This is a genomic window from Geothrix fuzhouensis (genome assembly GCF_024609325.1).
Classification (GTDB): Bacteria; Acidobacteriota; Holophagae; order Holophagales; family Holophagaceae; genus Geothrix; species Geothrix fuzhouensis.
The window spans coordinates 410,423-424,296 of the sequence record NZ_JANHMQ010000001.1 but is presented as its reverse complement, the minus strand read 5'-3'; the positions used below and the strand labels follow the sequence as shown (position 1 = coordinate 424,296).

Below are 13,874 nucleotides of genomic sequence, written 5' to 3'. Positions count from 1 at the left end.
GTAAACCAGCGATCACTGTCCTCGTCCGCTCAAGGCCTGCAATCCCACACCGATCACGATGATGAACAGGGCCACCCAGCGCATGGGGGTCATGGCCTCGCCGAGGAAGGCGCGGGCCATGAGGGCATTGGCGATGAAGCCGAGGGCGAGGAAGGGGTAGGCGTAGTTCACCTGCACCATGGAGAGCGCGCCCAGCCACACCACCACGCTCACGGCGTAGCAGGCGAGGCCGGCGATCACCCAGGGCTCCAGCATGAGCCTCACCAGCGGGCCGGCGGCGAGCTGCATCCCCCCGGCAGCCTGGAGCCCTTTCTTGAGGCAGATTTGTGCCGCCGCGTTGAGCAGCACGCCGAGCACGATGAGGGGGATGGCCTTCAAGTTGGGGCTCATGGGATCTCCGGGACTGGGATGGCGAGATGGGCTGCGAGGGCGGTCCAGATGGTTTCTGCGGGCACCTGGGTCATGCACGGATGATCCGGCAGGGGGCAGTGCCACTGCTGGCACTCGAGACAGGCGAGGTCTTCCTTGCGCACCACGGTCACCTGCGGTCCCTGGGGTGCCGTGTGGCGGGGGATGGTGGGGCCGAACACCGTGACTACGGGCACACCGCAGGCTGCGGCCAGATGGGCCAGACCCGAATCATTGGCCAGCACGGCGGCGGCACCCGCCAGCCAGGCGGCACTCTGGGACCACGGGATCTGCGCCGTGAGGTTCAGCACCTCAGGCACCCGCTCTTGGAGCCGCCCACCCCAGAGCACATCGTCGCCGGGGCCTCCCAACACCACGATGCGGAGGCCCTGGGCAAGGGCCTGACGGGCCAGCTTCACCAGCACCTCAAGCCCGAGACGTTTGGCCCCGGCGGCGGCGCCGATGGCGAAGGCCAGGTAAGGGCCCCGGTCGAACCCATTTGCCTGAAGCGCTGCCGCCACTGCCTCGGCACTTTCCGGCCTGGGACGGAACGGCAGGAAGGTGGGTGGCCCCAACTCCGGATAGCCCAGGCGCACGATATTCCGGTAGCGATCCAACGAGTGGTCGTCCCGGCCCCAGTAAGGAAGGCTGGCCGTCAGCAAGAACGAGGCGCCCCCATCCCCGCAACCCACTCGGCGGGGCACCCGGGCGACGAAGGCGGCGGCGGGGGCGCGCAGACTCTTGGCCAGAGCCAGGATGGAAGCGGGCCGGTGAGCCCGCAGGAGCCGGGCGCCTGCCAGCAAGCTTGTTTTTTGCGCCGGATCAGCACAAGCCCCGACATAGCCCTGGGAGCCCTCGAAGAGTTCTACGGTGGCAGCAGGTCCCCAGGCCACCAGGGGCAGGCCTTCGGCCAGGAGGGGCGCCGCCGCCTGGTGCATCAAGATGGCATCGCCCACGAAGCGGGGCATCCGGATCCAATGGGCGCCAGTGGGGATCATGGCTTCTTTTTCAGGAGAAGGATCTCGCCGCCACCCGTCGGCACGGCGGCCAGCACCTCGAAGCGGGCGCGCAGGGCCGGGGTCATACCCCAGGCGTCCTGCTCCCACTCGCCGCGCTGGGCCACCAGGCGGGCTTCGGAATCCAGGCGTTCCAAAGCAGCGGCGCTGCGCAGTTCAGGCATGAGGTGGTCCGTATAGACCATGACCCCGCTGCGGATGGTCTGCCAGTAGAAGACCTGCCGCTCGGCGATTAGCGGTTGGACAGTCGCTGTCCAGCGCCGGTAATTCTTCGCAGGGTCGAGCAGGCGGAAGCCCCAGGTGCCACCCACCAGGTAGAGCAGGCCCAAACTAAAGGCGGCAGCGGGAACCAGGCTGCCCACCCGTTGCCGCCACGCCTGGGCAGCCACGATGAGCGTTCCACCGACCATGAAGAGGGCCATGAGTCGGATGGGACCAAGGAAGGGAATCACTTGGTCCTGCAGCTTCGCGCCACCTACGCCTTGAGCCAAGGCAATCAAGGCGAAGGTTGGCAGGGCGAGACCGGCCGCTAGCAGGAGCCCCAGGCGACGGGCCCGGACACCTTCCATCCGGCGGAACAAGTCTCCCAGCAGCAGAGCCAGGAAGGGGTAGCTCATCAGCAGGTACTTCCCCTGCTTGCTTTGCACAGCACTGAGGAAGGCGAAAGGCATCACGAAGGCCAGCAGGAGAAACCGCTTCGCGGGATGGCCCAGGCTGCGTTCGCGGCGCAGGTGCAGGGCCAAGGCTGGCAGCAGGAGCACCCAGGGGAAGAAGTCACCCAAGACGTACTCGAAGTACCGCCACCAGGGTTGGATGTGGTCCCAGGCGTGTGTGGCGCGTTGGAAGTTCTGGAAGATGATCAGCTCATAGGCGTAGTGGGCCCCGCCCTTCAAGCCCGCGGCCACGTACCAGGGCGTTACCAGCAGCAGTGTGATGCTGAGGCCGGCGACGATACCCGCCCTGCGCAGCACGGCGAGATCCCGCTGCCAAGCCAGGAAGGCAGCCAGCACCAGCACTGACAGGACTGGCGCCAGCGGTCCCTTGGCCAGAAAGGCCAGGGCCAGCCAGAAATAGGCCTTCAGGAACCAGCGGCGGTGTTCCCCAGGCACGGCTTCGGAGTGATCTTCTCGAAGCAGGAGGTAGCCACCCAACCAGGCCAGCCAACTCCAGGCCAGCAGGGCCGCAAAGAGCATGTCGATCTGGATGAACTGGCCCTGCCAGAACCAAAGGGGCGTGGTGGCGAGGATCAACGCCGCGGGCTCCGCCGTGCCCGGCTCCAGGAAGCGGACGGCCCAGCGCCGGAACGCCGACAGAAAGGCCACGGCCGCGATCACCGAGGGCAGGCGCAGGGCCCAGGCAGCCACGCCCTGCGTGAAGCCCAGGCCCCCCGTGAGCGTGTCGAACAGGACAGAGGACGCCTTCATCACCCAGTAGTACAGGATAGGCTTCTCACTGTAGGGCACCCCGTTCAGGTAGGGCAGCAGCCAGTCGCCCCGCAGGCGCATCTCCTTGACGCATTGGGCGAAGTCCGGCTCATCCGGCGCCCAGAGGTCGCGCATGGGCAGCACCGCCAGCAACAACAGGGCGAGAAGCAGTTCGGGCGCATGGGCGCGCAACCAGCCGGCAAGGCGGGCCAGAGCTTTCGAGTCACGCTGGGGTGGCTGAGTCGGAGTTCCATCCATCCTTCCATCTTCGCCTGGAATGGGCCCTCTCGCCCAAGGGGGTAGAATCGTTCCATGGTCCCCGCCCTCCTTGCCCTCCTGCTCATCGCTGCCCCGGTTGCCCCCGATGGCGTGAAAGAGGACATCAAGCAGGCCGCCAAGCAGATCGGCCATGGCGCCAAGGAAGGCGGTAAGGCTGTGGGCCACGCCGCCAAGGAAGGTGGCAAAGCCGTGGGCCAAGCCGCCAAGAAGGGTGGCAAAGCCGTGGGTCAGGCGGCCAAGGAGGGTGGCAAGGCCGTGGGCCACGGTGCCAAGACCGCCGGCAAGGGCGTCGCCAAGGGTGCCAAGGAAGCCGGGCGCGGCGTCAAAGAGGCAGTGAAGTAGCAGTCTGGAGAATTGGCGCGGCCTGGAGGGTCGCCACGAACATGTTCCCATCTGACTGAAGCCCTACCCTACCGCCGCCGTGCCACCACGGCGCTGGGGTTGCGCGCCACTTCCTGCCAGCCGGCCTTCTCTTCCGGGCTGAGTTGCTTCCAGTTGGCAGCCTTGGCCATGACGAAGATGGGCCGGGAGGGTTCCTCCTGCTTCATGCGGTCAGCCACTCTGCCCAAAGCGGCCGGGTCCTCGTTGAACCACCTCTCCGCGCCAACCAGGTGATCGCGCCCATAGGCCAGCTCTCCGGTTCCGGCCACGACCACCGCCCGGGTGCGGGCGTAGAAGGGCAGCCCATGAAAGTAGGTGCCGTAGCTGATCCACTGCGCCCCGGGTGGAGCGAGTCGCGCAAGGTCGGCCACGGACTTGCCGGGGCCCGCAGCGGTCTGAGCTGTCAGGACCAGCAGCCACAGGGCGGCGCCAATTGAAACCATCAGGCGAGAGGCGGTCAGGCCCTTGGGTCGTAGGGCCCAGAGGCCCAGGCCGGCGAAGGCCGCACCCAAGGCGATCATCCACGCGAACCCACTGAGATCCTTGCGGAAGATCGCGGCACCCACGAGGTAGATCCCCCCGAGCACCAGCAGCTCCCAACCCATGCGGCGCAGGGCTGCGGGCTCCTCGCCCTCCCGCTCGAAGGCGCAGGCCAACGCCGCCAGGGGCACCAGGACCGGCAAAATGTAGGGGGGCAGCTTGGAGCCCGACAGGCTGAAGAAGGCCACGGGCCAGAGGAAGGCCACGACACTGGCCCCGACGATCCACCGGGCGAGATGGTCCGCACCCCGGGGCCCCCGTCCCAGGAGGAAGGCCCAGGTGCGCTTCAGGCCGATGACCGTGGCGGACAGCCAGGGCAGCAGGCCCACACCAAGTACCCCGAGGAAGTAGAGTTTGTCGAGCAGCCAGTTGTTGGATCCCTGGCGCGCGTGCTCATGGGTGAGGAAGCGGGTGAAGTGCTCGTGGATGAAGAAAAACTGCGCATGGCCTGGATTGGCCCTGTCCACCAGCCAGAACCAAGGCGTCACCAGGATCAGGTAGAGCAGCCATCCCAGGGGACTGAACCCAGTACGCAGCACGGCCCGGCGGAGGGCTCCATCCTTCCAGGCGAAGGGCAGTGAGAACACCAGGATGCCGCCCATCAGGATCGCCTGGGCTAGTCCCTTCGTGAGCATGGCGCCAGCCATGAAGGCGAAGGCCGCCAACGTCCAGCCCAGGCCACCCTGTCCTTCCCTGCGCCGTGCCACCGCCTCTATGAAGGCCGCCAGGGCCGCGACGAGGAAGGCACTAAAGAGCGCATCAAGGGTGAGGATCTGACCCACCACGAAGGCCAGCAGGCCTGTGGCTGCCATGAAGGGTGCCCAGCGGGCATCCCGGGCGCCGAGGCGTTTGGCCAGCCGCCAGGCGGCCCAGATCATGAGGCCCGAGGCCAGGGCCAGGGGCAGCCTAGCCGCGGCGCCGTTCAGGCCGAAAAGCTTCATGCTGATGGCCGACAGCCAGTATTGGAGGGGCGGCTTCTCGAAGTAGAGCACTCCGTTGACTCGCGGCGTCAGCCAGTCGCCGGTGGCAAGCATCTCCCGCGGGATCTCCGCGTAGCGCCCCTCGTCCGGCTCCCAGAGCGGCCGCACCAGCAGGGGTAGCAGCCCCAGGAAGAACCAGAGGGCGAGGAGGGAAGTGCGTTCGCGGCGCGTCATGAGCTTCAGAAATCCCTGAAGATAAATCTGACCACCAAGATTCCAAGACACCAAGAACTGCAAAAGCACTTCATTTTTTCTTGGTGTCTCGGTGTCTTGGTGGTGATCCGTTGCAGTCCGAAAAAGCTAGTTCTCGGTCTCGACGACTTTCTCCAGCGACTTGTGCTCTTCGATGAAGAAGTCCATGGCCTTCTTGAGGGAATCCTTCATGGAGACTTTGGGCTGGAAGCCGAAGGTTTCCTGCATGCGCTTGATGCTGGGGGTGCGTCGGGCCACATCCTGGTAGCCCTTGCCATAAAACTCGCCGCTGCCGGTCTCCACCATGCGGCCTTCGGGAATGCCGCGCTCAAGGCGGAAGGGGTGATCCTTCCAGATGGCGATCATCATTTCAGCGATCTCGCGAACGCTGAAGTCGTTGACGGGGTTGCCGATGTTGAAGATCTGGCCATCGGCCTTCCCACCCTCGTTGCGCAGCACGGCCATGAGGCCATCCATGGCGTCGGCCACGTCGATGAAGCAGCGGCGGGCGGTACCGCCGTCCACCAGCTGCAGGGGCTCCCCGTTGAACAGGTTCCAGCTGAACTGGGTCACCAGGCGGCTGCTGCCCTCCTTGGCGGTGTTCAGGCTGTCGAGCTTGGGGCCCATCCAATTGAAGGGACGGAACAGCGTGAACTTGAGGCCCTGCTGGAAGCCATAGGCCCAGATCACGCGGTCAAGCAGCTGCTTGCTGGTGCTGTAGATCCAGCGGTTCATGGGGATGGGGCCCGTCACCAAGGGCGACTCGTACTCGTCGAACTCAGTGTCCGGGCACATGCCGTAGACCTCGGAGGTGCTGGGGAACACCACGCGCTTCTTGTACTTCACGCACTGGCGTACCACACGGAGGTTCTCCTCGAAGTCGAGCTCGAAGACGCGCAGGGGGTCGGTGACATAGACCTTGGGTGTCGCAATGGCCACCAGGGGCAGCACCACGTCGCACTTCTTGATGTGGTATTCGATCCATTCCTTGGAGATGGTCACGTCCCCCTCCACGAAGTGGAAGCGGGGGTTGGTCAGGTGATCCGATACCTTGTGGGTGCCCAGATCCAGGCCATAGACCTCCCAGTCCGTGTCCTGCATGATGCGGTCCACCAGGTGGGAACCGATGAAACCATTGACACCCAGGATGAGGACTTTCACAGAGGCTCCTTGCGCAAACGTATCAGTCTAACCGCTTGACACCAAGGCGGCAGCAGGTGATTAACGCAGCCAGCCCTTGCGCCGGAACCAGATCCAGATGACGAGGGCCGTCAGGGCCATGGCGCCGATCACCAGGGGATACCCGAAGCGGTGCTCCAGCTCCGGCATCCGCCTGAAGTTCATGCCGTAGACCCCGGCAATGAAGGTGAGCGGCAAAAAAAAGGCACTGAAGACAGTGAGCACCCGCATGACCTCGTTGGTGCGCTGACTGGCCAGGTTGATCTCCAGGTTCATCAGGTGGGTGGCGTTCTCCAACAATTCGTCCGCCCAGGTATGTAGGCGGTCGGCCTCTTCCACCACGTCCGCCAGCAACCCCTGGTCGTCACGAGCCTGCTCCTTGAGCGGACCCAGGGCCGTGGAGATACGCCCCAGGGTCCGCTTGATGACGGCGCAACGACGTTTGAGCCCGTAGACCTGCCGGATGCCCTGATGCGGAAGCTTGCGGTGGAAGAGGGCGGTCTCGATCAGATCGAGGCTTTCCTCGCTCTCCCGAAGGGGCTCGTCGAAAGAGGCCACGGCCTTCGCACAGAGGGAAAGTACCAGCTGCTCCGACCGGAGGGCCTGCCCCGTCGCGGCCCGCTGCGCGGCTTCGGCGAAGAAGGGTTGTTCCCGGCGATGAACGGTGATGATGGCGCCGTCCAGCATCAGCACCACCAGACGGCGAGTCATGGCCTGGATGGTGTCGCCTCGCTTGGCCACCTCGTCGTAGGCCCGGAGGATGAGGAGCTGCTGGCCCGGCAGCCGCTCGTATTTGGGGAGATGGGGCTGATTGAGGAGATCCCGCACCGCGGCGGGATGCAGCCCGTAGCGGTCGGCCACCTCCGCCATCTCGGCAGTCGTGGGATCCACCAGATCCACCCAGGTGAAGGTGGAGCCTTCTGGAAGGGGCAGGTTGCGCAGCATCAGGGCACTCGGCAGACCACTTTGCCGAAGCCCTGGCCGGCTTCGAGGTGGCGCTGGGCCTCGGGATACTCGGCCAGGCCGAAGACGCGCTCGATCACGGGACGGAAAGGCGGATTGGTGGGGTTGCGTTTCAACAGGGCGAGCAGCGTCCAGAGGTGTTCCCGGCGACCCATGTACGAGCCTCGGATCTGAATCTGCTTGGCAAAGAGGGTGCGCAGATCGAAGGTGGTTTCCCGGCCCGTGGTGGCGCCACAGGTGACGATGCGCCCGCCCCGCGCGCAGACCGCGAGGCTGGTGTTCCAAGTGGTGGCGCCGGTGTGCTCGAAGACCACCTCCACGCCCCGCTTGCCCGTCAGCTCGCGCACCTTGGCCGCCAGGGCCTTCAGCTCGTCCCGGACCAGCACATGCTCGGCGCCCAGGTCCCAGCAACGCATGGCCTTGGCCTCGCTGCCCACCACAGCGATGGCCGAGCCTCCCAGGGCTTTGACCAGCTGGATGGCTGCGCTGCCCACCCCGCTGCCTCCGCCCCAGACCAGCACGGTCTCGCCAGGCCGCAGGGCCGCCTTGTGGACGAGCATCTCCCAGGCCGTGAGAAACACCAGCGGGAAGGCCGCCGCCTGCTCGAAGTCCCAGTTCTGGGGAATGGGCAACAGGTTGGCCGCGGGTACCAGGACATGGGTGGCAGCGGTACCATCGCAGGCGTGGCCCAAAATGCCATAGGTGGGACAGAGCATGTCGTCGCCGCGAAGGCAGGCTGGGCAGACGCCGCAGCTGAGCCCGGGCGCGATCATCGCGCTGCTTCCCGCTTCCAGGCCCGGGGGCAGGACCGTCCCCTCGCCCACGGCCTCGATCACGCCCGCCCCGTCGGAGCCCGGCGTCAGCGGCAAGGGCAGTGGGAAGCCCGGCAAGCCCCCCGTGGTCCAGAGATCCAAGCGGTTAAGGGCCATGGCCTTCAGTTCAAGGCGAACCCAGCCCGGCTTTGGCTCGGCAGCCGCGAAGGGCTCGCGGACGGGCGAGCCTGCGGGGCCATGCTGGTTCACGCGGAAACGGAACGGCTCAACCATGGCGGCCTCCTATTCGGACTTCAACGACCTCGTCATCAGCCGGCGCACGGCCTGTTCGGGGCGCTCGCCGTTGAGGAGGCGCTGCACTTCGGTGGCGATGGGCAGTTCGAGGCCGTGTTCCTTGGCCAGAGCCAGAGCCGCCTCGGTGGTGAACATGCCTTCGATCACCTGGCCGCCCAGGGCGTTCCGAGCAGCGTCGACGCTGTTCCCCTGCCCCACCAGCTCCCCGAAGGTGCGGTTCCGGCTTTGCGGGCCCGTGGCCGTGAGCAGCAGGTCGCCCATGCCAGCCAAGCCCATCACCGTGGAAGGCTGGCCACCCAGCACTTCCACCAGGCGGGCCATTTCGGCCAGGCCCCGGGTGATGAGGGCCGCACGGGCGTTGTAGCCCAGTTTCAGGCCATCCACCAAGCCCGCAGCGATGGCGAGAACGTTCTTGAGGGCACCGCAGAGTTCGGTACCCACGACATCGCGGCTGAGGTAGATGCGCAGTTTCTCGGAGGACAAGTGGGCCTGGAGGGCCTTGGCACGGTCATGGGAAACCGTGCCCGGAAGGGCCAGGACAATGGCGGAAGGCACCCCGCGACTGACTTCATCGGCGAAGGTGGGCCCTGAGAGCACGCCCACGGGCACATCCAACACGCCCGTCAACGCCTGGGAGAGCGTCTGGTGCGTGCTCTGCAGGATGCCCTTGCTCACGTGGATCACCAGTTCGGGAGCCTTGGGCGCCTTCGGCCGGAGGTTGCGCCAGGCGTCGGGCGTCACCTGCGTGGGCATGGCGGAAATCCAGAGGGGCGCGGTAAAGGCTGCGGTGGGATCATCAGAGGTTTGAAGCCCGGCCGGAAATTCGACATCCTTCAGGCGCAGGTGCCGCCGCGTGGCGGCCATCTGCGCCATCTCGTCGGGGAAGCTGCCCCAGAGGGCGACGTTGGCGCCCGCCCGGGCCCAGGTGATGGCCAGGGCCGTGCCCCAGGCTCCGGAACCGAAGACGCCGATGTCAACCTTGGACATTCGCGTCCTCCTTTTTGTCGCCCCAGAGCTTGGATTCCGTCCCCGCCTGGAGGCGCAGGATGTTCTCGCGGTGCTTCCAGATCACCAGGATCACCAGCGCAGCCCAGGGCAGGACCGGTGCCGGTCCGTGACCCAGCAGCTCTTCCACAGGGTGATGGACTCCCCGGTTCAGGAAGAGCTGTACGGGCACCATGGCCGCTGCCAAGATGCTGCCCAGGCTCACATGGCGCGTGAGCCAGAGGACGAAGAGGAAAGTGCCCATGGGCAGCAGGACCATGGAGGCGTCGGCAGCGAGGATCACGCCCAGGGCCGTGGCCACCCCTTTGCCACCTTGGAATTTCAGCCAGGGCGTGAACACATGGCCCAGCACCGCCGCCAGGGCCATGAGGGCCAACAGGTCGACGCTCAGCCCGGCCCGTTTCGCCAGAAAGACCGGCAGGAAGCCCTTGGCGATGTCCAGCAGCAGCGTGACAACGCCCAGGGCCTTGCCTCCGACCCGGCTCACATTGGTGGCGCCGATGTTGCCGCTGCCGTGGGCACGGACATCCCCCTTCCCGGCCAGCTTCACCAGCAGAAGACCGAAGGGGATGCTGCCGCACAGGAAGGCCGCAAGGCACCAGAGAACCGGGGAAGGCAGGGACGTTGAGGACATGGACGCAGTGTATCAGCCGTTCCGGATGGTCCGCCGCAGGAGGTCCAGGGCCCAGGCCGTGGCACGCAGCTGCACGTCCGCCCGATCGCCCGGCAGCGTGTAGGCCTTGGCTTCGGTGCCATCTGGTCCCGCCAGGGCAATGAACACGGTGCCCAGGGGCGCTTCCCCTTCAGCGCCGGGGCCGGCATTGCCCGTGAGCCCCAGACCCCAGGTGGCGCCAAGCTTGAGGCGGACGGCTTCCGCCAGGGCTCTGCTGGTAGCTTCGGACACGGTGCCTTCATGGAGCAGACGCCCAGCCCCCAGGCCCAAGAGGGCGATCTTGGCCTTGGCCGAATAGACCGTGGCACCCCCGAGGAACACCTCGCTGGCGCCGGGAATGGCCGTGAGCCTGGCCGCCAGCAGACCGCCGGTCATGCTCTCGGCGATGGCAAGGGTCTCGCCGCGGGCCTTCAGGCTCCCCAGCACGGCATCTTCGAGGTTGCCATCCCCCACGCCCACCAGATCCTCGCCCAACACGGGCAGGAAGTCGGCTCGGGCCGCCTCCAGGGCGGCGGGATCCGCCCCCCGCGCCAACAATTCCACCTGGGTGAGGCTAGCCAGGATGGTCCAATCCAGCTGGCGGTGCCGCTCGCGTACTTCGCGGATCCGTTCGTCCAGAGCGCTTTCCGGCACCCCCGCCACGACCATGCGCAGGGTGCGGACGGACTCGCCGGCCAGGGCGCGCAGACGCGGCTCCACCTGCTCCTCCCACATGCGCTTCATCTCGCGTGGCACGCCGGGCAGCATCACGATGCGCACGCCGGGATGCTCTTTCGGATCCTCCCACCAGACGCCGGGCGCGGTGCCCACGGGGTTGCGCAGAGCCTCAGCCCCCTCGGGCAGCAAGGCCTGCTTGAAGTTCGACTCGGGCGGAACCCGCTTGCGGGCTGCGTAGAAGGCCAGCATGTCCTCGCGGCTCTGTGCGTCCTCCCGCAATTCCGCGCCCAGGACTTCCGCGAAGCACTCCTTGGTGAAGTCGTCGAAGGTGGGCCCCAGCCCGCCGGTGGTCACGATGAGGTCGGACCGCGTCAGGGCCTCGCGGAAGAGTGCGGCCAAATCCTCATGGCTGTCCCCCACGGCGGTCTTCCGGTGAAAGGCCAGGCCCAGAGCCGCCAGGCGCTCCCCCAGCCACACCGAGTTGGTATCCAGGCGCCGCGTGGTGAGCAGCTCGGTTCCGATGGCGATGCATTCGATGCGCATGACTGATGGAACCACGACGATGGTGAAAGCTCAAAGGCCGGTCACGACTCCAGCCACTGCCGCGTCGCCCAGCGTCCCGCCCAGATGCCAGCGCCCGTGCCCACCATGCTGAGTACGACCCCGGTCGACACCCCGATGAGGGCGCCCAGGTACCAGCCGACCAGGCTGCCCAAGGTGGCGCCGATAAAGCCCATGAGCTTTTCCACGAAGAGGCCTCCAGGGATCTAGGATGAGGGAACTGCGCGAGGTGTTCCCATGATCATTCCAGACCTGGACGACCTGGTTTTGGAATCCGACGAGGAATCTGGCATCCAGGAGCTGGGCCGGCGGTTTCTGGCGCGGGGCCCCTGGACCACGGTGGTCTTCCTCGTGCGCACGAAGACGGACCCCGAAGGCGATTGGGAAGGGCCCTTCCTCTGGCTTCACCGCTACCAGAAAGTAGCCCAGGGCTGGAAGCTGGTGAGCCGCTTCCGCACCACCGAGACCGCCCAGCTCGAGAAGCTGGCGGATGCCCTCGAGGGTTGGAAGGACTACTTCAGCGCCGGCAAGTAGCGCTCCCGGATCACCGCCAGGTGATGGGCCGCGTGGCCCAAGGAGATAAAGGGAATGCAGCGGGCGGTGATGGAGCGGTTGTTGGTGGTGCCCTGGTTCAGCCAGGCCGCCTCCGGAAGGCTGCGGAAGAGGGTAAGGCTGGCCGTGCGCACGGCACGCCAGTCGGCCACCAAGTCAGCCATCGCGCGGGCGTCGGCTTTGGCAGCCACGGCGTAGGGGTCCTCCTCGAAGCCCGGCATCGGGGTGGCGTCACCCCGTCCGATGCGCAGGCAGCGGTAGGCGAAGATGCGCTCCGCGTCGCAGAGGTGCTGAAGCAGGTCCTTCAGACTCCACTTGCCCGGGGCGTAGCGGAAGGCGCCCTGGGCTTCGGAGAATCCTCCGAACAGGGTGGCGATGTCCTCCATCTGCGCCTGCAGCAGATCCAGTACGTCGCCTTCGTCGGCGGCGGCGATGTACGGCGCGTATCCTTCGGCGTACTCGTCGCGAAGTGGGCGGCTCAAGGTCATGGGAAACTCCTGGAGGCTAGAAGGTCATCACCTTCATGGTGTTCGTGCTGCCGGTCTTCCACAAGGGCAGGCCCATGGTCATGACGACACGGTCAAGGCTCTTCAATTCGTGCTTGGCCACCAGCAGTTCGCGAACCACCGCGACCATCTCGTCGGTGTTGCTCACCCGGGGGATCATCAACGCGGTGACACCCCGGAGCAGGCCCATGCGCCGGGCTGTGACCTCATCCACGGTGGCGCCCAGCACCGGCGTGCGACCCGCGAGCCGGCTCACCATGCGGGCCGTGCCGCCGCCCTCCGTGAACGCCACGATCCAGCGGGCGTTGATCTCGTCCGCCGTGCGACAGGCGGCGAAGGCCACCGAGATGTCCGTGCGGGAGAGCACCTTCTCGGCCAGCTCATCGGGCAGCGTGGGCGTGCGCTGTTTCACGTTGGCGTCAGCCTCCGCGGCGATGCGCGCGAGCCACTGGACGGCTTCCACGGGATGGGCGCCGGTGGCGCTCTCGGCGCTGAGCATCACGGCGTCGGTGCCGTCCCAGATGGCGTTGGCCACGTCGCTCGCCTCGGCACGGGTGGGCTGGGCGTGCTCGATCATGCTCTCCAGCATCTGAGTGGCGGTGATCACGGGTTTCAGGGCCTTGCGGGCGGCCGAGATGATCTGTTTCTGCAGGCCGGGGACGCGCTCCACGCCCAGCTCCACGCCCAGGTCGCCACGGGCCACCATCACGCCCCAGCACACATCGAGGATCTCGCCCAGGTGGGAGAGGGCCGTGGGGTGCTCTATCTTGGCGATGATGGGCTGGGTGCCTCCCAGGTGCTGGATGATGGCCTGCAGCTGCTGGACATCCGACGCGCGCCGGACAAAGCTCTGCGCGAAGAGGTCCACCGCGTGCTCCACGCCCCACCGGATGTCCACATGATCCTTCTCGGTGAGGGGATCCATGTTCAGCTCCATACCGATGGGATGGATGCCCTTGCGGCTCTTCAGGGGCCCGCCGACGAGCACGCGGACCTTAATCAGGTCAGCGGACTTCTGAATGATCTCCAAGGAGATGGCGCCGTCGTCCAGCAGCCAACGCTGCCCGGGCCTGGCGCCTTCGAACAGCTCCGGATGAGGCAGCGGCGCGGCCCAGGCCAGGCCGGTTGGGGCCGTCCTGCCTGCGGCGTAGAAGGCGCCTTCGCTGCCATCAGCCAGGTCCAACGAGGCCTCCAACAGGCCGATCCGCCACTTCGGGCCCTGGAGATCCAGAAAGACGGGGATGGATCGGCCCAGCTCTGCGGCCACGGTGCGAACCTTCTGGAGGGCTTCCAGGCGGGTCTCGGGGTCTCCGTGACTGGCATTCAATCGCACGGCATCGGCCTCGCGGAGCGCTTCCCGCAACCGATCGCCCTGCATCATCGCGGGGCCCAAGGTCATCACGAGTTTGGTCTTGCGCACATCAGCTCCCGTCGCCTGCACAGGCATTCCACAAACTTTTCCACAGTCTGCGCGTGCGTTTTGAAGTTGTC

At 66.5% G+C, this 13,874-nt stretch carries 15 protein-coding genes; 2 read left to right on the top strand and 13 right to left on the bottom strand.

All coding sequences use genetic code 11. The annotated features are described in order from the left end of the window. Positions 1-12: 12 nt before the first annotated feature. Genes NOV74_RS01975 through NOV74_RS01965 form a run of 3 tightly spaced genes read right to left on the bottom strand, consistent with a single transcriptional unit; the run spans position 13 to position 3,106 of the window. Positions 13-390 (bottom strand): DMT family transporter, encoded by a 378-nt coding sequence (locus NOV74_RS01975; RefSeq protein ID WP_257308795.1) that lies wholly within the window; start codon positions 388-390, stop codon positions 13-15. Further along, complete coding sequence (locus NOV74_RS01970) at positions 387-1,406, bottom strand: glycosyltransferase family 9 protein (protein ID WP_257308794.1); 1,020 nt, start codon at positions 1,404-1,406, stop codon at positions 387-389. Before NOV74_RS01970 ends, NOV74_RS01975 begins: the two co-directional genes overlap by 4 nt. Next, positions 1,403-3,106, bottom strand: coding sequence for an ArnT family glycosyltransferase (locus tag NOV74_RS01965; protein WP_257308793.1), 1,704 nt, complete (start codon positions 3,104-3,106; stop codon positions 1,403-1,405). The genes NOV74_RS01970 and NOV74_RS01965 overlap by 4 nt, the downstream gene beginning before the upstream one ends. A gap of 54 nt (positions 3,107-3,160) precedes the next feature. Here NOV74_RS01965 and NOV74_RS01960 point away from each other — a divergent pair, with 54 nt between their 5' ends. Further along, the gene (locus NOV74_RS01960) at positions 3,161-3,469 is read left to right on the top strand and encodes a hypothetical protein (protein WP_257308792.1); all 309 of its coding nucleotides are present in this window, start codon (positions 3,161-3,163) and stop codon (positions 3,467-3,469) included. Positions 3,470-3,537: 68 nt separating this feature from the next. Here NOV74_RS01960 and NOV74_RS01955 read toward each other — a convergent pair whose 3' ends face one another. The 8 genes from NOV74_RS01955 to NOV74_RS01920 form a co-directional block, all read right to left on the bottom strand. Then, positions 3,538-5,202 carry a glycosyltransferase family 39 protein gene (locus NOV74_RS01955; RefSeq protein WP_257308791.1) on the bottom strand — a complete coding sequence of 555 codons (1,665 nt, stop codon included), beginning with the start codon at positions 5,200-5,202 and terminating at the stop codon, positions 3,538-3,540. Positions 5,203-5,328: 126 nt separating this feature from the next. Beyond that, positions 5,329-6,381 (bottom strand): bifunctional UDP-4-keto-pentose/UDP-xylose synthase, encoded by a 1,053-nt coding sequence (locus tag NOV74_RS01950; protein ID WP_257308790.1) that lies wholly within the window; start codon positions 6,379-6,381, stop codon positions 5,329-5,331. Between the two features lie 60 nt (positions 6,382-6,441). After that, positions 6,442-7,344 (bottom strand): CorA family divalent cation transporter, encoded by a 903-nt coding sequence (locus tag NOV74_RS01945; protein ID WP_257308789.1) that lies wholly within the window; start codon positions 7,342-7,344, stop codon positions 6,442-6,444. Continuing rightward, entirely contained in the window at positions 7,344-8,408 is a 1,065-nt protein-coding gene (locus NOV74_RS01940; RefSeq protein WP_257308787.1) for a zinc-binding dehydrogenase, read from the bottom strand. Before NOV74_RS01940 ends, NOV74_RS01945 begins: the two co-directional genes overlap by 1 nt. 9 nt (positions 8,409-8,417) lie before the next feature. Continuing rightward, positions 8,418-9,416 carry an NAD(P)H-dependent glycerol-3-phosphate dehydrogenase gene (locus NOV74_RS01935; RefSeq protein WP_257308785.1) on the bottom strand — a complete coding sequence of 333 codons (999 nt, stop codon included), beginning with the start codon at positions 9,414-9,416 and terminating at the stop codon, positions 8,418-8,420. Continuing rightward, positions 9,403-10,068 carry a glycerol-3-phosphate 1-O-acyltransferase PlsY gene (gene plsY, locus NOV74_RS01930; RefSeq protein WP_257308784.1) on the bottom strand — a complete coding sequence of 222 codons (666 nt, stop codon included), beginning with the start codon at positions 10,066-10,068 and terminating at the stop codon, positions 9,403-9,405. Before plsY ends, NOV74_RS01935 begins: the two co-directional genes overlap by 14 nt. A gap of 12 nt (positions 10,069-10,080) precedes the next feature. Continuing rightward, a complete protein-coding gene (locus tag NOV74_RS01925; RefSeq protein WP_257308782.1) occupies positions 10,081-11,307 on the bottom strand; it encodes a CinA family nicotinamide mononucleotide deamidase-related protein in 1,227 nt (408 codons plus the stop codon). 41 nt (positions 11,308-11,348) lie between these two features. Further along, positions 11,349-11,513, bottom strand: coding sequence for a hypothetical protein (locus NOV74_RS01920; protein WP_257308780.1), 165 nt, complete (start codon positions 11,511-11,513; stop codon positions 11,349-11,351). Positions 11,514-11,562: 49 nt separating this feature from the next. On the opposite strand from NOV74_RS01920, the gene NOV74_RS01915 reads away from it, so the two are divergent. Beyond that, positions 11,563-11,859 carry a hypothetical protein gene (locus NOV74_RS01915; RefSeq protein WP_257308779.1) on the top strand — a complete coding sequence of 99 codons (297 nt, stop codon included), beginning with the start codon at positions 11,563-11,565 and terminating at the stop codon, positions 11,857-11,859. Here the strand turns inward: NOV74_RS01915 and NOV74_RS01910 are convergent. Then, complete coding sequence (locus NOV74_RS01910) at positions 11,838-12,365, bottom strand: DinB family protein (protein ID WP_257308777.1); 528 nt, start codon at positions 12,363-12,365, stop codon at positions 11,838-11,840. The two genes, NOV74_RS01915 and NOV74_RS01910, sit on opposite strands and share 22 nt — an antisense overlap. Before the next feature lie 16 nt (positions 12,366-12,381). Further along, entirely contained in the window at positions 12,382-13,803 is a 1,422-nt protein-coding gene (pyk, locus tag NOV74_RS01905; RefSeq protein ID WP_257308775.1) for a pyruvate kinase, read from the bottom strand. Positions 13,804-13,874 lie beyond the last annotated feature (71 nt).